This is a genomic window from Yersinia sp. 2553 StPb PI (assembly GCF_052217105.1).
In the GTDB taxonomy this organism is placed as follows: Bacteria; Pseudomonadota; Gammaproteobacteria; order Enterobacterales; family Enterobacteriaceae; genus Yersinia; species Yersinia enterocolitica_E.
The window spans coordinates 2,694,862-2,720,515 of the sequence record NZ_JAZGPX010000002.1; the positions used below are offsets into that span (position 1 = coordinate 2,694,862).

Sequence of the window (25,654 nt, forward strand, 5' to 3'; positions counted from 1 at the left end):
TGATTCGGGTGCGCGAGAGCTGCTAACAATGCTGTCGTGTCAAGGACAAAGAGTATTACCCAAAAGCATTGGCATTACAGCTAGGCAGCAAACGAGTAAGTCCCGATGAGCTTACACAAGTAAGTGATTCGGGTGCGCGAGAGCCGCTAACAACGCTGTAGTGTCAAGGATGCTGGGTAATAGCAGGCCACAACCAAGCGGCCCCACGCACACCACTAGAATCGCCATGAAGTGCTTTACGCACCGGGGTCTGGCACTCACCACCAAATACCCATGGGCTGATTAGCGCGGGCAAGGTTGCATATAGCCGCTCAACATTGCTCATGCCACCTCCTAATACCACCACATCTGGGTCAAACAGGTTAATGACATGGGCTAACGACTTGGCAAAGCGTTGTTCATAATGACTCATTGCTTGCTCTGCGATGGCATCCCCTTGTGCTACTAAGGCGATAATTTCGTGGCCTTTAAGCTGCTTGCCACTCATACGAAAATAATCTGTCGCAAAGCCGGTGCCGGAGACAAAAGTCTCAATACACCCTTTTTTACCGCAATAGCAGGCTACTTCCTGTTGATATTGCCGCTCTTCATCATTTTGCCACGGTAAAGGGTTATGGCCCCATTCACCCGCAATACCATTGCCGCCGGCATGTACCCGGCCATCAATAGCAATACCAGAGCCACAGCCGGTACCAATAATGGCCGCAAATACCAGATGTTTCCCCGCCCCCGCACCATCGGTAGCCTCTGATACCGCCAAACAGTTAGCATCATTTGCCAATCGCACTGGGCGGGAGAGTAGTTCTGATAAATCCTTATCTACCATCTGACCATTCAGCCACACTGAATTGGCATTTTTTACTTTGCCTGTAAACGGAGAGAGAGTCCCTGGGATACCCACCCCCACACTCCCCTGCTGGCCCGTCGCCTGCTCCGCATCTGCAACTAACGTTGCAATCGCCTGCAAGGTATTTTGATAATCGTGGCGGGGTGTATCAACCCGTTTACGAAATAACTCCTGCCCGTCGTTGGCCAATGCGATGACCTCTATTTTGGTGCCACCCAGATCTATACCAATGCGCATAGCGCTTTACCTCATTGACAGGAAAATTCATTGTTGGTGATAACCGATTTTATCAAAAAATAAGGCCCTGCTTGCCAAAAACGTGACGACAATAAAAATCTTCTTCTTTCAGTTTGGACAATACACCCCAGTGACACAATCTTTGTCGCCCGCTATTTTGCATTATGTCGTGTTTGGATCCCTGTGGATTAAAATAGCGCTCAGCCGATGAGCGGTTGGCTCTGTTTTTTTCTTATTCTTTTTACTAGGGGCCGAGGCGTCAATTCGTTATCATGCCGCCCTGCGTTTGATTAACTCGCGCGCTCCAGGCGCGCCCGAGCCAGGGATAACACTATGTTGTGGTTTAAGAATTTAATGGTTTACCGTTTGAGCCGGGAAGTTTCACTATCTGCGGATGAAATGGAGAAACAGTTAAGCGCCCTCAGTTTCACGCCGTGTGGCAGTCAGGATATGGCAAAAACGGGCTGGGTATCACCGATGGGGTCGCATAGCGATGCATTAACCCATACGGTTAATGGCCAGATTGTCATTTGTGCCCGCAAAGAAGAGAAAATCTTGCCATCACCAGTGATTAAGCAAGAGTTGCAAGCCAAAATTGAGCGCCTGGAAGGTGAACAGCATCGTAAACTGAAAAAAACTGAAAAAGACGCATTAAAAGATGAAGTTTTGCACAGTTTATTGCCACGCGCATTCAGTCGCTTTAACCAAACCTTTTTGTGGATTGATACCGTCAACGATCTGATTATGGTTGATGCTGCCAGCGCTAAACGGGCTGAAGACACCTTGGCATTGTTGCGTAAAAGTCTGGGTTCCTTGCCGGTGGTACCACTGACCTTAGAAAACCCTATCGAGCTGACGTTAACCGAGTGGGTGCGTAGTAAAGAATTGCCCGCCGGATTTGCGCTGATGGATGAAGCTGAGTTGAAAGCCATTCTGGAAGACGGCGGCGTGATCCGTTGCAAGAAGCAGGATCTATTCAGTGATGAAATCGCAGTACATATTGAAGCGGGCAAGCTGGTCACTAAACTGGCACTGGATTGGCAGGAACGCGTTCAATTGGTTCTGTCCGATGATGGCTCACTTAAGCGTCTGAAATTCGCTGACACGCTGCGTGAACAGAATGATGATATTGATCGGGATGATTTTGCGCAGCGCTTCGATGCCGATTTTATTCTGATGACCAGTGAACTGGCCGCCTTAATTAAAAATCTGATTGAAGCCTTGGGTGGCGAGGCTCAGCACTAACTTAGGTGCATAACACAGCTTAAGCTGATATCGCCCTTTCGCGATGAGAGGGCGAGTATCTGAATTCTTTAGCTCAAATATTTACACAGATACGAAGATGCTTCAGCAACTTGCAGGTTAAACTCACTTTCCCCTGGAATGTAGAAGGTTTCACCTGGCTTAAACACTTCCCAGCCAGCCGAACCAGGAATCAGTACTTTTAAGCAGCCGGTGATCACCGTCATTTCTTCCGCTTTAGCCGTACTGAAGGTGTACTCTCCCTTTTCCATCACCCCAACGCTAGCTTGCCCAATGCTGTCACTGTCAAAACCAATAGATTTCACTTTCCCGGTAAAATACTCATTAAATTTCAGCATAGTTTTGTACCCGCGTCTTAATCAAGATTGAGCTTTCATATTAGGGTTTCTATAAACGCTCTGTCACTGATTATTATGGCGAAATGGGATCATCGCCGGATTCACTCCCGAAGTTGTGGATAAAGCGTACAATTTAGCGGCAAATAGCCCTATTGGGGCCGGTAAATAGCTGCCATATGGTTGAAAATTAGCCATAGCAAACACCTTCACAGTTGTCGTGAAGGTTCATTTATCGAAATAAGAGTGGTATTAGAGGTTGCGTAAGATGTACAGCGCCAGCGAGGTTTCAAAAATCACAATCAATATTGACCAGAACGCTGGCATAAAATTGGTGTGTTGGTGAATAAAGGATTTGAAGGTTTTCATCGGCCCGCCTTGATCGGCCTTGCCTTAAGGGGCATTTATCAACGCAAACGATTTACGCTGAAATGATTACGTAGGTGATAATTGTACGCTTCGTATAATTATCAGGCAATCAGGTGGGCTAATTATTCATCGGATAAATTACGCTTACTTTCCCAGCTACTTTACGGTTTCATCAGTCAGAAGCTGCAAAATTTGTTCAACAACATCTTGCGGCGCTTGAGTCGCATCCAGCACATAGTGGGCAACCTCTTGATACAGAGCTTCCCGGCTAGCCAGCACATCCTGCATTTCCTCTACGATCGGTTTACCTGTAAGACTTGGTCGCTGGGCATCTTCCGGGGCTTCGGCTAATCGTTCAGCCAACACATTCGCTGATGCGCGTAAATAGATAACCTGCCCATGCTTACGCATAAAAGTACGATTCTCAAGAGCGAGCACCGCACCGCCACCGGTTGCAACAACAGTTTTAGGCGCAGTGACAGCCTGTAGAGCCATACTTTCCCGCTGGCGGAAACCCTCCCAGCCTTCGCGAGCAACCACTTCAGCAACACTCAACTGTGAGGTTTGCCGCATAAACAGATCAGTATCTATAAAACGATATCCCAACGCCTGTGCCAACGCCTTCCCTACCGTTGTCTTACCCGCACCGCGCGCGCCTACCATGAAGATAGTCTGTGTCATTACTTGAAAGTCCTTTCGCATCAACTTCTGAGGATAAATTCTCGGCATCAAAAAACTGGCCACTATTGTCGACCAGCTAAATAGTATTAACACTCAGCTCTACACTGTAGATGCGAATCATACCGATAATTAAAGGTAGTGCAAACTTTACAGCATCGTAAAATTAACGATACACCATTAGCCATTCTACTTTACTGCCAACCGCCCAAGATTACCCCTGCTGCGGTGGCAATCAATCTGGTTGGCAATAGACAAATTAGGTTTGAAGGATCCACTGTAAGCGTCATAAAGAGAAACTTTCGGTGTCAGCTTATAGACCACACCGGTACGAGGGACCAATTGACTATCAGAGCTATCGGGATTGATGACGAAAGGCCGCCCTTTACCGGCGAAAGCATCAAACTGATCGAAACGTAAACCTGCCAGTACAACCTACTTATCTATCAGCTCAATTGAATTGGGAAGGCATTTGGATGAGAGCGAAAAGTCGCTGAAAGTCACACTCAAGCGTGTATTTGATCAATACGATTGGGCTTTTTACCTGATAATCCTCTGGCAAACCAGAGGCTTTTGCACAGGTAATATGAGGTGACTATCAAGGTTAGACCATTAACGGGGCTGACAAATATACACCAATGCAGGAGGGAAATTACGTACCACGCGTATCTTTTTCCACGTGAAATAACGAGATAACAGTGGCTCGGAAAGGTGGCTGTATTGAAATAAGACTAACACTCCGCTGTTAGCGCGTAAGCGCTGCTGAGTTTGCTGCAATATTCTAATACTGATTTTGGTTGGGATCGAGAGTAATGGCAAACAACAAAATACCACATCGTAATTCTGATCCAACTGTTCGGCTGAACGATCAGCTACCTGCAAACGTAAATCTTTAATCTGGTGTAATGCATGAACAAAGTGTGGCTGAATCTCGTAGGCCTGTAAGTGAGACTTTGCTGACATATGTGACAAAATACGCTTTGTCAGCACACCATCAGCAGCCCCTAATTCAGCAATATTAAGGTTTTGGGTCCAATCTACCTGATTCAACATCGCCTGACATAACCAAGGCGAAGAAGGAGCTAACGTACCAACGGTACGTGGTGAGGCAATAAAGCGCTGTAAATAGGAAAACTGACTTTTAAAATTACGCCGGACAGTGTTTAGCATAGCCTCTCCTCGGAAACCCGAATGGACCACAATAACACCTTATATTTATTAAGAGCGCATTAAGATTGCTCTAAGAGTTAATTATTTTTAGCAGATAAATTGATAGTACCGATGGGTAATAATGAAATGTACAGTCTTAGGTTAACAATGACCCATTATTGTTAACCTATTTTTAGAGTCTGATTAAAAAAATATTGCCATATCAATATAGTATCTAAATATTTCACTCACACTAACTTAGGCTTAGAACATTAACGATAAATCTCGGCACTGGCGTTGTAATGGCTGGAATCACCAGGGTTACTGATACCAATGACCCGATAGTGGCTGGCACCATCAGCGCTCGCTTTGGTATTCAATGCTGATTCCACATCCATGGGTGAACCGCTAACATTAGAAAGAGAAATCACCCCCATACTTTGCAATTTAGTGGCTTGTTCTGAGCTAATTTCTTGCGCGGCCAGAGTGGCGAATGAGGTGGTAGTAATAAGTGCAGCGATGATAACAGGTAATAGTTTCATAATATGCTCCAACTGACGGGTTATATGTAACGTCTTGCTGAGGTTAATTATGGGCGGACCAACGCAAGGTGACGTAATGCAATGTAAAGAAGCTCAATCATTGTGAGAGTAATAAGGAGAAAATAAATTAATTTGTGTCATTAGAAAAATAAATCACAAATATTTATGGGAAATCGTCGATGCATTAACACCGCCGCCTGCTGGTAGACCCTATATATTGCAAGATGCAGGCGGCTTGAAAGGTGACGGGTATCAGTCACGCTTTGCTACAATCATCATAATATCACTGGTAAATGAACCATCAGTTTGGATCTCATAATGCTTGATTACACCATCAGATGCTGATTTTTGTAACTCACGGATCGCGATAGCAAAATGCTGTGGAGTACGCATTCTGGCAATCCAACTACTGAACTCCAAATAGAGTCTATCGGAGGTGACTTCATTTATCACTAACCCGGCATCGGTCACTAGTGCCAGCCATTCGCCGGGAGAGTAATTTCGCACATGTGAGGTATCACGTAACACCTCCACGGTCTGTAAATAAATATCCAGCACCGGATGACCGGGGGAAACTACATCCATAAAGATTATCTTTCCGCCGGGGCGTAATACACGTTTAACTTCTCGTAACGCTTGGCCGACATCATGCCAATGATGGGCAGAATAACGGCTGATAACAATATCAAAACTCTGATCATTAAACGGCAATGACTCTGCTAATCCTTGCTGTACTTCAATATTAGTCAGTTCTTTATCTGTTGCCGCCTGACTGACCACTTGCAACATTTGCGCTGAAAGATCATAAGAAACTACAGATTTCACCACTGCCGCAGCGGTAAAACTGGCATGTCCGGCACCACATCCAAGGTCAAGTAAACGGGCATCGCCATCAGATTGCAATAGTGTAGCCAGATGCTGTAAATCTTTACCTTGAGCGTGAACCGCACTGGTCAGATAAGCATTGGCTTGATCGCCAAATTGCCGCTCAACGGCATCTTTATGGCTATTCTGCATGGTCATTACATCCCCTTTTATGGTTTAACCTTCTGATTTAATTTATGTATCCTATTTCCTACAAAACGTTACTATGTTTATCTCAAACTAAATCTACTATATACACAAAGCTATTGGAGTTGTAGGCAGACCGCAAGTAAACGCATCTCCATAAGCTTATTCAGGGGTGAGAGCGCCGCTAACCCCCTTAGCACTTCAAATACCAAGGGAATATTATGGTCACACTCAGAGCAATGCATACCGAAGAGCTAAACGACTATCGGAATCTCTTTATTAGTGAGTATGCGCAAGATTTATCATCCAATAGTGGTTATAGCATCGAGCAAGCATTGGATCATGCAACGCAAATTTTTGATGGTTACTTACCAGAGGGTGTTAATACTCCCGGTGACCGTCTGTATTGCATCGAAAATAAGGATGGCGAGAGCGATAATAATGCACTGGTGGGCTATTTATGGTACGGCCAGGCTAACAATGATAGCGCAGCTTTTATTAAAGATTTCTATGTTCTGCCGCAACATCAGCGTAAAGGCTATGGTTCTGCGTGTTTACAGGAATTAGAAAATATACTGGTCGCTCAGGGCATATTTGAGATAAAACTGCGGGTCGCTGCGGATAATCCACAAGCGAAAAGATTGTATGAGCAAATGGCATTTGTAGTAACAGGATTTAATATGTCCAAATCACTGGCAAGAAAACCATAGGGATAAACAGGCGACTACAAGGCGAAAGACAATAAGCAGATAGCGCTTGCATCACTGCAAACGAAAAATAAAAGCCGGAACATCGGACTAACGGTTCATCAGATGGTGGCCTGCGTTAAACTGCTTTATCGTCGCCCATCTGTTGCAGTTGGTTTTTGTAAGATTTCACTTTTTGGCGTTTCTTCATCCAAATGGAAAACGATACAACAAAAATCCCGCCCGCCAGTGTTAACACACCTAACTCATGCTGATAAAACAGCATTATAATGAAATAGATGGCAGAAATGATTGCCACCCATTTAGCCGAATGACCAATAGAGCTTTTCTCATCAGTCAGACGGCGGATACTCTCTTCTTCGCTAATTCCCATGCGCAACCTCCTTAGTGACAAGTGTATAATATTGGGGCAGTTGCATGATAATTCAACATATTTTTCAGTTTTTATTTTGTTCAGTCAAGATAGTGCTAATTGACTACCCCGACTGAATCGATATTGGTTATAAAATAATAATCAGTTCGTATTCGCCACCATCCAGAGCAACTCGTACCCCGTCGGATTGATAGGCGAGTGCCAAACCATTCAATGTCGCCGAACTAATCCCCTGACAGCGCTGGGCCGGACTTTCAACACGAATAACATAGCGCGTGTTAGCCAGATTAACCGTCGCCTCAAATCCCGGCCAACTGGCGGGTATGCAAGGATTAATCACCAGTTCCCCGCCTTCACGCCGGATCCCCAGAATACCTTCCATACCCGCGCGCTGCATCCAGCCCGCAGAACCGGTATACCACGTCCAGCCACCGCGCCCAACATGAGGTGCGACTGAATAGACATCGGCTGCGACCACATAGGGTTCGACTTTGTAACGCGCAATCCCCGCAGGGGTATTGCCATGATTTATCGGATTGAGCAATGCAAACAGGTTGCGGGCCTTATCCCCCTCACCTAATTCAGCAAAGGCTAAAATCACCCACATGGCAGCATGGCTATATTGCCCCCCGTTTTCCCGTAAACCAGGCGGATAGCCTTTGATATAACCAGGATCATCTGGCGTTTTGTCAAAAGGCGGAGTGAATAGCAGTGCCATCCCATCATCGGGACGAATAAGATGTTGTTCCAGTGAAGCCATTGCTTGTACGGCTCGTAGTGGGTCGGCGGCCCCCGATAGCACCGCCCACGACTGGGCAATAGAGTCAATACGGCACTCGTTGCACGCTTTAGATCCCAGCCAACTGCCATTATCAAAGGTTGCACGGCGATACCAGTCGCCATCCCATGCTTCCCGCTCTAATGCCTCGATTAAACCACTGAGATGTTCCTGCCACTGCCTGGCCCGTCGAGGGTCACGCTCGCTCGCTAACGGAATGAGCATTTTCAGCGTTGCCACCAGCAACCAACCCAACCAAACACTCTCCCCTTTTCCCCCTTCACCGACTCGATTCATGCCATCATTCCAGTCACCGGTCCCCATCAGCGGTAAACCAAGCTCTCCGGTCAATTCAATGCATTGATCCAACCCTTTGGCACAATGTTCAAACAGTGAGGCGCTTTCCTGTGCCACCAGTGGCTGGAAGAAAGCATCGTGTTCGCCTGGGTGCAATATCGGCCCTTCGAGGTACGGTACTGTTTCATCCAGCACACCGCTATCACCGCTTGCAAGAATATACGTGGCGGTGGCAAAAGAGAGCCAAACCCGGTCATCAGAGATGCGAGTTCGCACCCCCTGCCCGGAGTGAGGCAACCACCAGTGCTGTACATCACCTTCGATAAATTGTCGCCCGGCGGCGCGCAATAGGTGATGTCGCGTCGTATCCGGTTGAACAAAGGTTAGCGCCATGCCGTCTTGTAATTGATCGCGGAAACCATAAGCGCCACTGGCCTGATAAAATGCCGACCTTGCCCAAACACGGCATGCCAGCGTTTGATAAAGCAGCCAGCCGTTGAGCATGATATCCATCTGCCGATCCGGCGTTTTCACTTGGATAGCCTTCAGCAAGGTACGCCAGTAATCGGTGACGTCACTCAACACCGCATCCAGATTTGCCGTACGGTAACGGGTAATTAAAGCTTGTGCCTCACTCACTGAAGCACACTGGCCGATAAACCACACCACCTCGACCTGTTCACCCACCGCCAGTTCAATCGTTTGTTGCAGCGCACTACAGGGATCAAACCCGGCACCGGTCGTACCGGAAAGCGGTATTATTGCCGATAGGGCTAACGGTGCAGAGCTGTCTCGATAATGTCCGAGGAACTCGCTACGATCGGCGGTCCAGCTAGTTTGCTGTCCATTTAAGTCAGCGAAGGAAACTCTGCCGGGGAAGGCGGTGCTCCAGGGATTTCGCGCCAACATGGCACCGGTTGGTTCATCCATTTCGGTAATAATAAATGGCCCGGTCGCCCCGCGAGAAGTCGCCAGTACCCATTCGGCATAGGCGGTCACCGAGATACGCCGTGGTTTATCCGACATATTGCGCAATGTCAGACGGGATATCTTGATAGGATCCGCCAGCGGCACAAATTGCAGCAGCGTCATGCCAATACCATTAGCCTGATGCTCAAACCGACTATAGCCATGACCGTGGCGAGCGATATAGGTGCCACCATCGCGGATCGGCTGTGCCGTAGGACTCCAGAGCAGCCCAGAGTCTTCATCGCGCAGATACAGGCATTCGCCAGACGAATCGATAACGGGATCATTGAGCCACGGCGTTATCTGGTTTTCTCGGCTATTTTCAGCCCAGGTATAGCCACTACCGGTAGCCGAAACCTGAAAACCGAAGGTCTGATTGGAAATCACATTCACCCAGGGCGCGGGGGTATTTTCCCCATCATTCAGGCAAGTTATATATTCCTGCCCTTGCAAGCCAAACCCTCCCAGACCATTAAAGAACTCCAGATTTTCAGGTAAGGGTAATAAGGTTGCCGTCGGCAAGTTAACCGGTTTGACCAGTGAGAAACTGACTTTCTTATCTGCTGTTAATAACTTTTTATCCTGTGCTAACAGGCGCTTATCTGATGTGAATAACTTTTTATCCGATGCGAACAGCTTTTTATCTGAAGGAACAATTTTCTTGTCCAGAGTGAATAACAGATGGTTGAGTTGATTACCCAATGTGCCATAACGGGCTGATAACACCACCCGAGCAACCGAACGGAGTAGCGATCGAGTCTCTGCACTCATCAGATCAGCACGCAAGGCATAGGCCGAACCTTGTCGTAGCTGATCACCCAAGTGTGGCCGTGACTGGCTACTGCGCACTGCAGTTTCTATAGCGATTTGCAAATCTTGTACATAAGAAGACGCCCGTTCATTGATGATAACCAGATCAACCGCCAAACGTTTCATGCGCCAGTATTCATGTGCGCGCAGTAATTGCCGCACCTGATCAATGTCTTCGATATCATCAATACGCAGCAGAACTATCGGCAAATCACCCGATATGGATTGAGTCCATAATGCTGATTGGGCCCCTGCACCACGTATGATAGTTGTCGATGGCGAACGGAAGCGGGCATCGGCATACAAAATAGGCGCGGCCAGTTGCTGAAAATCTGCCGCCTCCTCAGCTTTAATCTCCAAATGGCGTAACTGCACCTGAGCCTGGGTCCAAGCCAATGTTTTAGCACGATCATACGCACTGCGGTCCCGGTGTTTATCCACCATATCCAGCAAAGCTTCTTTCGATGAAGCAATCAGTGTCCAGAAGGAAACCGTAACCGTCTTGCCCGCCGGTACCAGCAAGCTCTGGCGCAGTGAGAATATCGGATCCAGCACTGTACCCACGGTATTTGACAGTGCCACTCCCACTTGCATGGCAGCCGAGCTAATAACCCGGTTACCGCGACCAATAAACTTGGCCCGATCCGATTCATATTGCAGCTCACTCATCGGCAGGCCATCAGCAACCAAGAAATGCGCCGCCCAGACTTGCGGTTCTTGTGCTGTTCTGGGCCGCCGCGTCGCAATTAATGCACCCAATTCCGCCAGATATTCAGTAACCACAAACATTTTGGCGAATGCCGGATGCGCACTGTCTGCTGCGGCCGCAGTGAGTACCACTTCAGCATAAGAGGTCAGTTCAATCTCCCGCGCACGGCGACCCGTGTTAAGTAACGAGATCCGCCGTACTTCACCATCATCTTCACTGGAGATAAGCACATCCATGGTGCTGGTCAGCGTACCGTCGCGGCAGATAAATTCGGCATGATCCTCACTGAAAATCACCTCACGATGGGAATTATCACTGGCGGCCAGTTGCGCCCCGGCAGACCAACTGCGGCCACTGCGCAAATCACGCAGGAAAATAAAGGAGCCGTAATCATCACAAGTAGTATCTTCCCGCCAGCGAGTGACCGCGACATCCAGCCATCGGCTGTAGCCAGCCCCCGCGCTGGTCAGCATCACAGCATAACGGCCATTGGATAACAGGTGAGTCACGGGTGCTCCAATAACCGGTGAGGACAAGCGGCGAATGGTTGGTAATGCACTGTCTGCCACCGCTGAAAGCAACACCTCCTCGGTCCGAGGATAAGCAATCGCCACATTGCGAGGCATCCGCTCCTGCAACAGTAATTCGCAAGCCTGAATCATTGGCTCATGGTGAAAACGGTTGCGCATCCGTCCTTGCTGTAAGGTATTGGCAATAGCAACAATGGTCATTCCCTGATGGTGCGCCATATAGTTGCGTACAATTACCACCTGCTGATGTTCCGGCAAGCGCGAGCGGGTGAAATCCAGTGCTTCATAGTAACCATAGCGGCCTAACGCACCCATCTCCGCCAGTTTTTCATAGTTTTGCAGCGCACCGTGTGGATCAATCATAGCTGCCAGCCCGGTAGCATAAGGCGCGATTACGGTATTTTCTGATAAACCACGTTTTAACCCCAACCCAGGGACACCAAAGTTAGAATATTGATAAGTAAACTCGATATCACGTGCACTGTACGCCGACTCAGAAATGCCCCACGGGATATTCAAGCTGCGGCCATAAGCCTGTTGCCGTTCAACCACCAGTTGATTCGTTTGTTCCAGCAAGCTGCCCGCCGGCGCGCGCATCACCAGTGAGGGCATCAGGTATTCGAACATCGAGCCAGACCATGAAATCAGCGCAGCCCCTTTACCAATCGGGGTCGCCGCTCGCCCCAGACGGAACCAATGACGGGTCGGTACATCGCCTTTGGCGATAGCAAATAGACTGGCAAGGCGAGCCTCTGAGGCCAGTAAGTCGTAGCAACTCGGATCAAGGCTGTTATCCACCAACGAATAACCGATGGATAATAATTTACGCTCGGGATCAAGCAGGAAAGCAAAATCCATCGCCAGCGCCATATGGCGGGATTCAGCAGCCAATTTCAACAACCGATCATTAACTTGCTCCTGCATCTCCTGCGTGAGTTGCTGGTCATATTCATGTTCAGCGGCCGCCAAAATCAGTACTTCAATCCAATAACTCAAATCAATAAATGCATTATCATCAATAGAGCGTGCGACACCATGCACCATCGCTGAGGCTTTGACCAATAACGGTTTTAACGACAGCGGTAACATTTCAGTGTCACCGACTCCCTTTAAATCCATACGGATTTGTTCTAAAACTGCCCACAGCTTACGTTTAAAATCAGCATCACCCGCGGGTAACGCGTTAAAGGATATCTCGGCCAACAACAGGTTATCCATCAACCCCTTAGCGCCGTTAGTCGCCAGCGGTTCTGCCGCCCACTCTTCACAGGTATTGGCCAGCACAATCAAATGCCCGGCTAGGTTGCCACTGTCGACCGAAGAAACATAAGCCGGTTCCAGCGCCCGTAGATCCTGCGTGCCATACCAGTTAAAGAAATGCCCGCGGAAACGCGCCAGTTTATGAAAGGTTTCAAAGGTTGCTTCCAGCCGCATCAAGGTGCGATAGGTACCCGCCCAACCAAAATCGCGAGCAGCCACAGTCGAGAGTAAATACAATCCCATATTGGTCGGTGAAGTGCGGTGTGCCACCACAGGTTTTGGATCTTCCTGAAAGTTATCAGGCGGCAGCATGTTTTCATCAGGCGTAACAAAGGTTTCAAAGAAGCGCCAAGTGCGCCGGGCGGTCAGACGCAACTCGGGGATATCTTCCGCCGTTATCGGTTTATGTTGTGCTACCTGATGGGAACGACTGACCCACAACGCGATGGCCGGAGCGAAAAACCATATAATGGCAAAGGGTAAAATCAGTGGCCAGGCCAAGGGCGAAACCATCAATGCAATGGCGGCCATCAGCAAACCTAATAGCGTTCCACCCGCCATATGGCGATAAAAACCGGCGACACCGGGGTGGGGTTTACCGGCAGATTGTGCGGCGGTGGTCCACTCCAGTAAATTACGATGGGTAATAAATAGGCGAATTAGCGTGCGGCCAATAGCATCAACCATCTGCCAGGCGTGGTCAGCCAGGAAAATCAATGACAACAACGTCTGACTGCCTGCTCGTTTAGTATCATCGAGTAAAGAACGTAAATGGTTACTCAGCCGAGTATTCTGAGCCGGCCATAATGAGAACAAAATGGGTAGAAAAGAGGGGAACGCGATCAGCAAGATGACTACCAGCACCCCAACCCACGCAGCAGGCATGGGTAGCATCCAACTGCAACCCAGCAACATTAGCGCAAAGGGAGCAACCAGTGAGCGGCGCAAGTTATCCACCATTTTCCAACGGCCCAGCAATGGAACATTTTTGCTGTCTTTGTCGTTCCTGACCACCCAACGCAATAATTGCCAGTCACCCCGCGTCCAGCGATGCTGACGCTTGGTAATTACGTCATAGCGGGCGGGTGACTCTTCCACCACTTCAATATCCGAAGCCAATCCGGCACGGGCAAAAATCCCCTCAAACAGATCATGGCTGAGTAAGGCATTTTCTGGCACCCTGCCGGCCAGCGAGGCTTCAAACGCATCAACATCATAAATACCTTTGCCGGTATAAGAGCCTTCGCCAAACATATCCTGATAAACATCTGAAACTGCGGCAGCGTAAGGGTCCATCCCCCCAGGACCAGAAAATACCCGTTGGTATAACGATCCACCTTTGCCCATCGGCAATGCCAGCGTCACACGCGGCTGAAGGATGCCATAACCATCGATGACCCGCTGCTGGTCTGCACTAAAGCGTGGTTGGTTCAGCGGATGCGCCATTTTGCCAATCAAGCGCAGGGCAGCATCGCGCGGCAGTCGGGTATCGGCATCCAGCGTAATGACATAACGCACATCGGTTGGCACCTGTGGTTCACCGGCGGCGGTGGCAATAAATGAGGTGTCCGTCGCCCCCCGTAACAGGCGGTTAAGTTCATGCAACTTGCCCCGTTTACGCTCCCAGCCCATCCAACGGTTTTCACTTTCATTAAACCTTCGCTGACGGTACAACAGCAGAAAGCGCGGCCCGGCAGGACCGGGGCCATATCGTTGATTAAGCCGTGCAATAGCCTCATCGGCTAATAGCAGTAGTGGACCATCACTCGGTATGACTTGCTGGTCTGCATCAACCCCATCCAACAACAGAGCAAAGGTAAGAGAACCTGTAGCCCCCGATAAATGATGGACTTCTAGCTGCTCGATTTGCTCCAATAAATCGCTTTTACTGGTGAGCAACGTGGGCACCACCACCAAGGTACGCAATCCATCCGGTACGCCACTGGTTAGCTCCAATCCCGGTAAAATCGTGGCACCAAAGCTCCAGGTGATAACGCGGTTTACCAGGGCAGTTGCCACATCTGTCGCAGGGATAAATGCGATTAAGGTAAATAATACCAGCCAGCCCGTCGCCAGTCCGGGGAAAGAGAGCGCCCACAGCACCAATGCCATTAATCCGGCAGTGACCAGGAAAATGGCCGCCATAAAACCGCCAACACCAAAGCTGACGCTCAAGCGGCTAAACCACAAACGTATTGAAGGACTGAATCTGAGTTGATTCTCTAATTCACGCCTTCCCGCCCCAATCAAGTGATAGCCTGGGTCACGGCAGCGTTCGACATTCTCTGGTTCTGCGGCCTCGGCTGAAGTCTGTGCGACTTGCAGGGCAAGAGCGGCAATTTCCAGTTCAGTGAAGGTGGAACCTCGGCATAATTGTTCGATGGCACTGCGGTACAAATTGCGGGTTTGAAAATCCATACTGGCGAAGGTGCTGCCCTGGCGTAAGCATTCATCGACCAGGCTTACACTCTCAAACAGATCAGCCCAGTCAATATCCGAGATCAACCGCATACTGGTAATAACATTTCGGACCGAAACGTTAGATGACCCCTGCCGTAGTTGAGCTCGTTGTACAACTTCACTAATCGATAGCCCTTGTAATTGAAGGCGATCTTCCAGCCAGCCCAATGCTGGCGTGGTGCGTGGGTCTTGATCACGTAACCGCTTTGCCAATTGAGATGCAAATTGCTCAGATAAAGGCTCACTGGATCGCACCGTAATATCAGACTCCAGAGCCAATCGGCTATCGCCGGCGTCCAATAAGCGATTCGCCAGCGCCTCAGCATCTGCCCGATCTTTACGACCTTGAGTTATCTGATCAGCCAGACGGCGTAAATTCTCTATCAGCACAATACGCAGCGTAATCGCCACCGCCCAGAGTTCACCAATAGTCAGCGGTTGAACACGCTGATACGCCATAATAAAACGGCATAATACATCCGGGTCCAGATGGCTGTCAGTGTGCGCCACAAAAGCCCAGGTAATGCCAAATACCCGTGGATAGCCAGCGAAGGGGCCGTCGGCCAGCTTCGGCAATTGACGGTAATAACCCGGCGGCAAATCATCACGGATCTCGCGGATCTGCTCTTCAACCAGATGATAATTATCCAACAGCCACTCAGCCGCAGGGACTACTGCGCGGCCCTTTTCCAGTTCTGCGGCACTGGCCCGATATGCTGCCAGCAGCGTATTGGCATTATCATTCAGGCGGGCATGCAGAGTAGATACCCGTGGTGGGTGGGTAGTTATCGACTGCGCTTTGGCAAGGCTCTCAGCATGCTGTTCCAATCGCTCCACACTGAATAGCTCATCCCTTACAGGTGCAGTATCATGCCAAGGGGGAGTCGCTGCGGTGGGTGATCCAAGAATAGCCTTTAGAAATAATTTCATAGGTACCTTTCTGGTCGGGTGCTCATACAGTCTGATGGCAATCTGCATAATGAAAAGTCGGGAATAGCCGTTAAAAGGCGTATCCAAACGGATTGCTCAGGTGAGCTTCCTGAGCCGTGCGAGCCGCGTGATATTGAGCAGAAAACGCCTTACAGGCAGAATGCTGTCAAAAATGCCGAGTGAAGGTGGAAAGCAAAAGACGGATACACCAAAGTATCCAGTCATAAAAAAGGGGCGAGTAAAGGCTGACGATACGCAATAAACGTACGACAGCAAAAAAGCTGAATAGTATTAACTATAGCCCAAAGGAGAAATTAAGGATCAGGGCATAAAATGAGAGAAATAAATCAAAAGGTTACATTAACAGCAGGTACTGTAATTTAAATACCTGCCGCCTTGCCACTATTACACAGACTGTTGGTAATCACCCCATACTTTCAGAAACTAGATGCTGTCTTGAAATTTTCGTGCCTTGGCAGTTTGCTGTTTCTCTAACTCAAAAATGGCGCGTTGCAGCCCTTTTTCTTGGATTGGACTCAGACGAGGAAATTTAAAACTCAAGCGTTGTACTGTGAGGGTTTCACCTTTGTTATTCACTACCTGTTTATCAATGGCCCGGATAAACTGCAGGTCCAGCTTAAAAACACCAAAACCACATAAATCCACTGAGGCATCTCGTAATATACCGCATTCCTGAAGGGGGAACTCACTGCCTTTCACTGCATACAGACCCATGCCCCCCAGGGAAATATCCCCTAATGTGTACGAGAAATTACTGCCATCAGTAAATTTCCCAGAACAATAATAAGGGGGCCATTGAGGAATGTTTACACGAAAATATTCCCGCCGTTGGATAAAATAAAGCTGCTCAGGAATAGCCGAGCTAAAGGCAGGTAGTGATAAATATTTTATTTCTTTCAGTGAATTACAAGTAAATTCAATTTTTGCGCCCGTAGGTTCTGCAATAATAGTCAATTGATTAGCAGCAAGGGCCAGACGGTTCTCGTGTTCTACACTACCAAAATCAAAAATAAACTGATTCGTCTCAGGTACCACATCCAGAATACGGCTGATAAATTGTCCGCGCGCATGCATAACCATCACTGCGGTATCGTTCTTCTTTAAATCTCGAAGAATTGCACAGATCGCTAATTTATTCGTTTTGACAAAATTTTCTTTAGACGTTTCGCTCACCTGCCATTCCCCATCTTTAATTTATTGCTCTGGCTACCCAGATTATTTTAATGAGCATATAAGTATCAGTATGGTTATCGGCAGATGCTTGAATTACTTTAATTATTTTTATAAAAAAACCGAAAGTTTAATTTCCACCCCAGGATTTCAAGATATAAGAAACCCGCATAGGCTTTGAATACGCTGTTGGACTGAACCAGACCAATATCCTTTACAACTAATCTTAAACGGAGAGCACTAGAGAGAGAACGTGGCAATTGATAAAAATTTGTGATCCAGGCAGCATTAAATCATCAGTCTGACTTGTACATTATTAACGCTCAAATTAGACATTTGAGTCATTTTTTATACCAATGAAATTTTAATAATTAATTATCAATGAATTACAAAAATATTCATGATACAAGCCGCCCTCTGAATAGGTATAAAAATGGTATATAAAAATCTGGTAACAAATATTCGAAAATTAATAAATCATCAGGATATTTCGCTGGGTGATTGCTTACCATCAGAAATTCAGTTAGCAGAGCGTTTTGGTGCATCACGAATGACAGTCAGAAAAGCACTGGATGTCTTAATTCAAGATGGTTTACTGGAACGGCAACAAGGGCGAGGGACATTTATTATCGGGAAAGATCTTAAACATGATAATAATCATCTGAACAGTTTCACCGAACAGATGAAAATGCTCGGCAAGACACCACATACTGAAGTTTCTGAGTTCAAAATTATTAGGGCATCGCAAGACATTGCCAGTCAGTTAAACATCAATCAAGACGATAAAATATATTATATCAAACGATTACGTTATGCTGACAAACAGATTATTCAGATAGAAGAGAGTTATCTGCCAGTCTCTCTGATGCCGGATTTAACTTACCATCATCTTGAATCATCTAAATATGACTTTATTGAAAAACATGCTAATTATCAGATTGAAGGTTGCCGGCAGACATTTTTACCTATTGTCGCCAGTCAGGAGTTTGCCCTGCAACTCCATTGCGATCCACGTACCCTGCTGCTGCAATTACTCGCCGTATCCAATGGAACTGACGGAGTCGTGGTAGATTTTTCGGTGATAACCTTTAATCCGGTTGATTATAAAGTCAGTTACTATCTCAAGCGCCATCCGCTAGATTAAAGGGTTGATTAGTGCATTAATCCTTTTTATCAGTAGATTAATGCACCAGAAGAAATATCAATAAGCCTAGCCCGGTAATAAACTCCCCAAACCAATAAATAGCCCGGCGATTGTGGCACTCATCAGATTAGATAATGTTGCCGCCAGTAGTGCACGGAATCCTAAGCGCGCAATTTCAGATGATCTTTCGGGTGCAACAGCACTGAAAGCGCCCACCACGACAGCAATTGAGCCAAAGTTGGCAAAACCACACAACGCAAAAGAGATAACTGCAATCGTTTTTACATCTAATGTCGCTATGGTTTCTTTCAGATAAGGAGAGAAACTCAAATAGGCTACGAACTCATTAATGGCTAATTTCTGGCCGATAAAACCACCCGCCAGTGAAGCATGTTCCCAAGATACGCCCATAATATAAGCCAGAGGCGAGAACACATAGCCAAGGATACTTTCCAGACTGAGCTGTTCGAAACCAAAGATGCCGCCAATTCCGCCAATAATGCCGTTAATTAACGCAATCAATGCAACAAATGCCATCACGACGGTGGCAACCCCGACCGCAATTTTCAATCCCAGCATCGCGCCACTGGCTGCCGCTTCAATAATACTGGCAGGGCGTTTGTCACTGAATGTCATCTCGTTGAATTCAACTTTTGACTCTTCTGTCGCCGGGCTGATAATACGCGCAAATAATATCCCGCCAGGGATAGCCATTAACGAAGCAGCCAATAAATATTCAATCGGGACCCCAAGCCCGGCATAGCCCACCAACATAGAACCTGCAATGGACGCCATACCGCTACAGATGACGGTAAACAGTTCATTGCTGTTCATCTTATTAATAAAGGGTTTAACTACCGCTGGGATCTCATTCTGACCAAGGAAGATAGTGGTGACAGCGGCAAATGACTCTACTTTACTGATACCGAGTAACTTTTGAAATATAGAACCGAGAATATTAATTAGCCATCCCATAATGCCGAGATAGTAAAGAATAGAAATTAATGAAGTGATGAAAATAATGGCCGGCAGGACATGAAAAGCAAAAACAAAACCGGCGCCATCAAATAACTCATTCATTTTTGGGCTAACTAAACCACCAAAAATAAATGCGCTACCTGCGTCACTATATGAAATAACTCTATTCACTGTATTAGCAATCGAAGAGATAAACCACTTTCCAGCAGGAACATAGAGCATGACTGCACCCAATGTTATTTGCAATAATAATGCAGCCCCGACGGTCCGTAATCTTATCTTTCTTTTATTTACTGAAAAAACATAGGCGATAAACAATAAAATGCATATCCCCGCCAAACTACGCAATAAATCCATAACCCCCCCGAAGTACCTCGAAGTTCCTATATAGATAGCTCATGCTCGAAAAGGTGCCCCTCGGACAACAAATGTGTCAGGGCACCTCAAAGATATGAGCAAGTATTTTGTAATAAGGACAATATTTAAAGCGTGTTACCGTTCTTTATTAAATAATGCTCTGATAGGAGCAGGCAATTTTGGCAGCTAACTGCGCATTATTAAATACCAACTGTATGTTAGCGTTTAAACTGTCACCACCGGTTAATTCAGCTACTCTGGCCAACAGGAATGGCGTACTTTCTTTACCAATAACCCCCTGCTCTTCTGATTCTTTTACTGCCTGATCAATGGCAGCATTGATCATCTCTTCGGGTAAAGCATATTGTGGTGGGATGGGGTTGGCAACAACCATTCCTCCACGCAGGCCGATACTCCATTTGGCATTCATTGCTGCCGCAATTTGCTCAGCACTGTCTAAGGTAATACTGACCTCAAACGGGCTGGTCCGACAGAAAAAAGCGGGCAGTGACCGAGTCTGATAACCAATAACCGGCACCCCATTAGTTTCCAGATATTCCATGGTTAGACCTAAGTCCAAAATAGATTTAGCGCCGGCGCAAACCACCGTCACATTAGTTTTCGCCAACTCCTGTAAATCGGCGGAAATATCAAATGTGGTGGCCGCACCACGGTGTACACCACCAATACCGCCGGTCGCAAAAACCTTAATCTTCGCCATTTGTGCAATAATCATGGTGGAAGCCACTGTTGTAGCACCATGTTGTCCATTTGCTATCACAAAAGGCAAATCACGACGGCTGACTTTCATAATGCTATGGCCTTCCTTGCCCAGCAATTCTATTTCGTCACGGGATAGGCCCGCTTTCATCCGGCCGTTTATAACGGCAATAGTGGCAGGCACAGCGCCATTCTCACGAATTTTCTGCTCTACCAGTAACGCTGTTTCTACATTTTGTGGGTAAGGCATCCCATGAGAAATAATGGTAGATTCTAATGCGACGACGGCTTTATTTTGCGCCAAAGCCTGTGCAACCTCTGGTGATATATCTAAATAAGATTGTGCCATTGCGTTATTTGTCATGGTTGTAATTCCAATAGTTTTTTAACACTGCCATTTGACAGATTGGGGTTATTAGTCAGTTCCGAAGAGAGCGTTAATGCTGAGCACCCTTGAGCAAAACGGATACTCTCAGCAAATTCCATGTCATCCAGCCAGCAACTTGCTAAACCAGACATCATCGCGTCTCCGGCCCCGGTAACATTCACAATGTTGATATTCAGTGGCAATGACCAGCCAACCTGTCCATCAATTTCACTGAAATAAACCCCCTCTTTTCCCATACTTAATGCCAGGCGCTGGACGCCTTGTTGGTGAAACCAGTGCGCCACCACCGGAATATCATCGTGGCTGTTAATTTTCATGCCACTGAGTATCTCTGCTTCCAGACGATTAGGTTTCAGCGTGTGAATATGGGATAACCAGTTTTTAATTCTGGGTGCTTTGAATGCTGAAACCGTATCGACGAATACAGGAACATTACCGGCATTGGTAAATATCCATGAGAGGGCTTCTTCGGTTAAATTACAGTCGACGACTAATATTCCCGCGTGTTGAATTATCTCTTTGGTGGTTGCTAATAATGACGGCGTTAGTTTTTCTAATATGCGCATATCATTAATCGCCACCAACATTTCGCCACCATCATCGAGTAACGAAACATAAGTAGAGGTATTTTCACCGTGCAAACTGTGGCAATTACTGACATTGACACCGGCGCGTTTAGCCTCATCAATCAGGGTCGCACCATAAAAATCATCTCCCACCACCGAGATGAGATGGCACTCTTTGCCTAATAGCGCAATATTTTCAGCAATATTTCGCCCAACACCGCCTGGGGTGCATTTTATTTTCCCTGGGTTGGAATCTTCATAAATGAGCTTACTGGCTGCATAACCACAAACATCCATATTTACCGAGCCAACCACCACCACATAACTGTGCTCAGATAATATATATCCCTTTCCTTTGATATAACCTTTTTGCATTAGATTCATAATGTGACCCGCCACCCCCGAGCGACTAATGCCTAGAATATCGGCAATTTCTTGCTGGGGGATCAATGGATATCGTCTCAGAAGCTGCAATATTTGTTTTTCTCGGCTGGTCATAATGAACACTTGTTTGTTTTTAAACATGTGCTTGTTTTATTATTTTGACTAAATAGAGTAAAGCGTATTTTATTACTCTATTTCAAAGTTGAGAGAACGATCGTAAGCGTGTTTTCAAGCAGTTACAGCACATTTTCTGTGAGGTAACTCAAGTTCTTCCGATAGGAAAATAAGTTTTAAATAGTAATATTCTGACAGGAAGGATATTCCACTAAAAATAAAGATAGATAATCAAGAGGATAACAATACACGCAGAAGCAACCCAACAAGTGTTTGGTTGTCTATTTTTGGGTAGGTAAATTGATGAATAGCCATAAACGCGTTACATCGAATAATGATCTATTTCACACTTAAAGGCTGATACTTCACAGGGAGATTAACCAGAGAAAAAAATAAAACGACAGCAGCAGCCAGATGTCGTTTTACTGTATATGTTCTATCTGGTAATTAGCTACGCACTAAATCGTCGCCATAGCCAATCCACTTATAGGTTGTCAATGCATCCAACCCCATCGGGCCACGGGCATGAAGTTTTTGCGTACTTACTGCCACTTCAGCGCCTAAACCAAACTGGCCGCCATCGGTGAAACGGGTGCTGGCATTGACATAAACTGCCGATGAATCCACCGCCCGGACAAAATGTTCCGCGCTACTGAGTGAGCGGGTCAGAATAGCATCAGAATGGCTGGTGCCATGCTCGCGAATATGGTCAATAGCAGCATTGATATTAGCCACAATCTCCACATTCAAATCCAGAGATAACCATTCATCGTCATAATCAGCAGCTTCAACAGCCACTACCTTGGCCTTACCTTCGGTCAGATACGGCAGCGCCTGCGGGCTGGCATGCAGTGTCACGCCAAAGGCATGCATTCGGGTACTGAGTACAGGCAGGAAGCGCTCTGCAATAGCTTGATGAACCAGCAAGGTTTCCAATGAGTTACACGCACTTGGCCGCTGAACTTTGGCGTTTTCAATCACTAATAACGCTTTCTCAAAATCAGCACTTTCATCCACAAAGGTATGACAAACCCCAATACCACCGGTAATCACCGGAATGGTTGATTGCTCACGGCACAGTTTATGTAAACCAGCCCCACCCCGTGGAATCAACATATCGACATAGCGATCCATACGCAGTAACTGATTTACCAATTCCCGATCAGGGCTTTCAATCGCCTGCACTGCCGCCGCGGGTAAGCCGCACTGTTCCAGTGCCTGCTGGATAACCTTCACGGTTGCCTGATTAGTGTGATGAGTCTCTTTGCCACCCCGCAAAATCACGGCATTGCCGGTTTTCAAGCAGAGGCTGGCGACATCAATCGTAACGTTAGGACGCGCTTCATAAATGACACCAATCACCCCCAGAGGCACACGGCGGCGTTCCAGCTTTAAGCCACTGTCAAGTAGGCTGCCATCAATAACGCGGCCCACAGGGTCATTCAGGCGGCATACCTGACGCACATCATTAGCAATAGCCGCTAAGCGTGCCGGGGTCAATAACAGCCGATCGAGCAGCGCCTCACTCATGCCCGTATCACGTGCAGCCTGCATATCTTGCTCGTTGGCATGCAAAATAGCCTGACTTTCAGATTCCAACAGGTTAGCTATTACTGCCAGCGCCTGATTTTTCTTTGCCGTGCTCAACATTGCCAACTGCCAGGAAGCCTGTTTGGCGGCTTTCCCCATCTGTTCCAGCATGCTCATGCTCGCTCCTTAGCTAACAATCATATCGTCACGATGAACCGCCACCGGGCCATATTCGTACCCGAGGATTTCACTGATTTGTTGCGAGTGATGCCCCGCTAACATGCGCAGCGCATCGCTGTTATAGCGTGATACACCGTGGGCCAAATCCCGCCCGCCAAGATTGCGGATACGGATCACTTCACCACGGGAGAAATCCCCTTGAACACTGCGAATACCTTTGGGCAGCAGCGAACTGCCGCGCTCCATAATAGCGGCTACAGCCCCATCATCGACCGTAATTTCACCCGCTGGCGGTGCACCAAAAATCCAGCGTTTACGGTTTTCCAACGGGGTTTCCAGTGCATGGAAGCGAGTACCAACCGGCGTGCCATCAATCACATTCGCAATAACACCGGACTGACTGCCCGCGGCAATAATCACATCAATACCAGCGCGGCAGGCAACATCTGCTGCTTGCAGTTTAGTGGCCATACCACCAGTGCCAAGGCCTGAGACACTATCGCCAGCAACTCCGCGCAAAGCATCATCGATACCATGCACTTCGCGAATAAGCTCAGCTTCAGGATTGTTACGCGGATCAGCCGTGTATAACCCCGCCTGATCGGTCAGTAACAGTAGCTTATCGGCACCGGCAAGAATGGCTGCCAGTGCCGAGAGATTATCGTTATCGCCTACTTTGATTTCAGCGGTGGCGACAGCATCATTCTCATTGATTACCGGCACGATGCGGTTATCCAGCAAGGCATTCATGGTGTCACGGGCATTGAGAAAACGCTCTCTGTCTTCCAAATCAGCACGGGTCAGTAACATCTGACCGATATGGATGCCGTAGATGGAAAACAGTTGTTCCCAGAGCTGGATTAGCCGGCTTTGCCCGACTGCGGCTAACAGTTGCTTTGAGGCAATAGTGGCAGGCAATTCTGGATAACCCAAGTGTTCACGCCCGGCGGCAATCGCCCCGGAGGTGACAATAACAATACGATGACCTTTTGCGTGTTGCTGGGCACATTGGCGCACCAGTTCAACAATATGGGCACGGTTAAGACGACGGGAACCGCCGGTCAGAACACTCGTCCCCAATTTCACAACCAATGTCTGGCTGCCACTCATAATTTTTCTGCCATTGGGATGAATTAAAGAAACAATATATACCCAAAGTAATTGGAGTTGCAGTATGGCTGCCAGCGAACTCATCCCGATGAGCTTATTCATGTAAGAACAAATGTGACTCGGGTGAATGAACGTAGCTAACAACCCTGCGGCTCTATGTACGAAGGGGATGGGTCTTTGTAGCAGGCGGGAGGCATAATGCCAACAGTCAGAATGAGAAATTCCCCCTTTTATTGTGCTAAAGGGGGAATATTCTATTTAATTAGGCATTAACAAACAGACTTCTAAGCGGACAACTTCAGCGGCTGATCGCTAAAATGCTGCGCTGGCTCCAATCTCATTTCAATTGAAGTCAACATCTCAGCAAGGCGTTTATGGAAACCACGCAGCGTGGTCTCCAGTTTCTCTTGTATTTCAGGATCTTTAATCTTTTCCGCTTTCCAACTGCCTTCTTTATTAAACAGGCCGAACTGGTAAACGTAGGTAAAATGGTCTTCTGCCGGTTCCAACTCTATCCACCAGCCCCAAAACTCACGTTTCTCGGGGGCAAGCTTCACATTGACGCAAACAGCTAAACAGTCAAAGAAAAAATGGTCACTCTGGCACTGCCCTTCACGCAGATATGGTCCTAAAGCGGCAAAACGTTTCATAAGCTTACTTTTAGGATGAGCACTGGTCGACGTCATTCTTAAATCTCCTTATATAGACGATCCTTTTTAGCAAACTGTTAAAAATTAG

The 25,654-nt window shown here is 47.3% G+C and carries 19 protein-coding genes and 1 pseudogene; 3 read left to right on the plus strand and 17 right to left on the minus strand.

The annotated features are described in order from the left end of the window. Positions 1–163: 163 nt before the first annotated feature. Positions 164–1,084 carry a fructokinase gene (gene mak / locus V2A84_RS13970; protein WP_083160091.1) on the minus strand — a complete coding sequence of 307 codons (921 nt, stop codon included), beginning with the start codon at positions 1,082–1,084 and terminating at the stop codon, positions 164–166. A 333-nt stretch (positions 1,085–1,417) separates the two neighbouring features. On the opposite strand from mak, the gene rdgC reads away from it, so the two are divergent. Beyond that, a complete protein-coding gene (gene rdgC, locus V2A84_RS13975) occupies positions 1,418–2,329 on the plus strand; it encodes a recombination-associated protein RdgC (RefSeq protein WP_083160093.1) in 912 nt (303 codons plus the stop codon). A gap of 68 nt (positions 2,330–2,397) precedes the next feature. Here the strand turns inward: rdgC and ppnP are convergent, their stop codons facing one another. The 7 genes and pseudogenes from ppnP to V2A84_RS14010 all read right to left on the minus strand — a co-directional run bounded on the left by ppnP (position 2,398) and on the right by V2A84_RS14010 (position 6,443). Beyond that, positions 2,398–2,685 (minus strand): pyrimidine/purine nucleoside phosphorylase, encoded by a 288-nt coding sequence (gene ppnP, locus V2A84_RS13980; protein ID WP_005189270.1) that lies wholly within the window; start codon positions 2,683–2,685, stop codon positions 2,398–2,400. A 63-nt stretch (positions 2,686–2,748) separates the two neighbouring features. Next, a complete protein-coding gene (locus V2A84_RS13985; protein WP_265331634.1) occupies positions 2,749–2,880 on the minus strand; it encodes a hypothetical protein in 132 nt (43 codons plus the stop codon). Positions 2,881–3,207: 327 nt separating this feature from the next. Further along, positions 3,208–3,732: a shikimate kinase AroL gene (gene aroL, locus V2A84_RS13990; RefSeq protein ID WP_083160095.1), complete on the minus strand. Its 525-nt coding sequence runs from the start codon at positions 3,730–3,732 to the stop codon at positions 3,208–3,210. Between the two features lie 231 nt (positions 3,733–3,963). Next, a pseudogene (locus V2A84_RS13995) lies at positions 3,964–4,164 on the minus strand (TonB-dependent receptor domain-containing protein); the annotation flags it as partial. A gap of 177 nt (positions 4,165–4,341) precedes the next feature. Further along, positions 4,342–4,899, minus strand: coding sequence for a class I SAM-dependent methyltransferase (locus V2A84_RS14000; RefSeq protein WP_083160097.1), 558 nt, complete (start codon positions 4,897–4,899; stop codon positions 4,342–4,344). A 251-nt stretch (positions 4,900–5,150) separates the two neighbouring features. Next, the gene (locus tag V2A84_RS14005) at positions 5,151–5,420 is read right to left on the minus strand and encodes a YdgH/BhsA/McbA-like domain containing protein (RefSeq protein WP_083160099.1); all 270 of its coding nucleotides are present in this window, start codon (positions 5,418–5,420) and stop codon (positions 5,151–5,153) included. A 252-nt stretch (positions 5,421–5,672) separates the two neighbouring features. Beyond that, a complete protein-coding gene (locus V2A84_RS14010; protein ID WP_083160101.1) occupies positions 5,673–6,443 on the minus strand; it encodes a class I SAM-dependent methyltransferase in 771 nt (256 codons plus the stop codon). Positions 6,444–6,652: 209 nt separating this feature from the next. Here V2A84_RS14010 and V2A84_RS14015 point away from each other — a divergent pair, with 209 nt between their 5' ends. Continuing rightward, positions 6,653–7,141, plus strand: coding sequence for a GNAT family N-acetyltransferase (locus V2A84_RS14015; protein WP_083160102.1), 489 nt, complete (start codon positions 6,653–6,655; stop codon positions 7,139–7,141). A gap of 115 nt (positions 7,142–7,256) precedes the next feature. Here the strand turns inward: V2A84_RS14015 and V2A84_RS14020 are convergent, their stop codons facing one another. From V2A84_RS14020 to V2A84_RS14030, 3 genes are all read right to left on the minus strand, one after another. After that, positions 7,257–7,511 carry a hypothetical protein gene (locus V2A84_RS14020; RefSeq protein ID WP_083160103.1) on the minus strand — a complete coding sequence of 85 codons (255 nt, stop codon included), beginning with the start codon at positions 7,509–7,511 and terminating at the stop codon, positions 7,257–7,259. A gap of 127 nt (positions 7,512–7,638) precedes the next feature. Beyond that, a complete protein-coding gene (locus V2A84_RS14025; protein WP_442848921.1) occupies positions 7,639–16,254 on the minus strand; it encodes a GH36-type glycosyl hydrolase domain-containing protein in 8,616 nt (2,871 codons plus the stop codon). Positions 16,255–16,698: 444 nt separating this feature from the next. Continuing rightward, on the minus strand, positions 16,699–17,448 hold the full coding sequence (locus V2A84_RS14030) for a flagellar brake protein (protein WP_083160107.1): 750 nt from the start codon (positions 17,446–17,448) through the stop codon (positions 16,699–16,701). A 430-nt stretch (positions 17,449–17,878) separates the two neighbouring features. On the opposite strand from V2A84_RS14030, the gene V2A84_RS14035 reads away from it, so the two are divergent. Continuing rightward, on the plus strand, positions 17,879–18,589 hold the full coding sequence (locus tag V2A84_RS14035; protein WP_083160109.1) for a GntR family transcriptional regulator: 711 nt from the start codon (positions 17,879–17,881) through the stop codon (positions 18,587–18,589). Between the two features lie 66 nt (positions 18,590–18,655). On the opposite strand, the gene V2A84_RS14040 is transcribed toward V2A84_RS14035, so the two are convergent. The 6 genes from V2A84_RS14040 to crl form a co-directional block, all read right to left on the minus strand. Beyond that, a complete protein-coding gene (locus V2A84_RS14040; RefSeq protein ID WP_083160111.1) occupies positions 18,656–19,924 on the minus strand; it encodes a NupC/NupG family nucleoside CNT transporter in 1,269 nt (422 codons plus the stop codon). A gap of 148 nt (positions 19,925–20,072) precedes the next feature. Next, positions 20,073–21,008, minus strand: coding sequence for a pseudouridine-5'-phosphate glycosidase (locus V2A84_RS14045; RefSeq protein WP_083160113.1), 936 nt, complete (start codon positions 21,006–21,008; stop codon positions 20,073–20,075). Beyond that, the gene (locus V2A84_RS14050) at positions 21,005–22,123 is read right to left on the minus strand and encodes a PfkB family carbohydrate kinase (RefSeq protein ID WP_442848922.1); all 1,119 of its coding nucleotides are present in this window, start codon (positions 22,121–22,123) and stop codon (positions 21,005–21,007) included. Before V2A84_RS14050 ends, V2A84_RS14045 begins: the two co-directional genes overlap by 4 nt. Positions 22,124–22,543: 420 nt before the next feature. Then, positions 22,544–23,797 carry a glutamate-5-semialdehyde dehydrogenase gene (gene proA / locus V2A84_RS14055; protein ID WP_193784836.1) on the minus strand — a complete coding sequence of 418 codons (1,254 nt, stop codon included), beginning with the start codon at positions 23,795–23,797 and terminating at the stop codon, positions 22,544–22,546. A gap of 15 nt (positions 23,798–23,812) precedes the next feature. After that, positions 23,813–24,916: a glutamate 5-kinase gene (gene proB / locus V2A84_RS14060; protein WP_083163836.1), complete on the minus strand. Its 1,104-nt coding sequence runs from the start codon at positions 24,914–24,916 to the stop codon at positions 23,813–23,815. Positions 24,917–25,200: 284 nt separating this feature from the next. Beyond that, on the minus strand, positions 25,201–25,602 hold the full coding sequence (gene crl, locus V2A84_RS14065; protein WP_083160119.1) for a sigma factor-binding protein Crl: 402 nt from the start codon (positions 25,600–25,602) through the stop codon (positions 25,201–25,203). Positions 25,603–25,654: the final 52 nt, after the last annotated feature.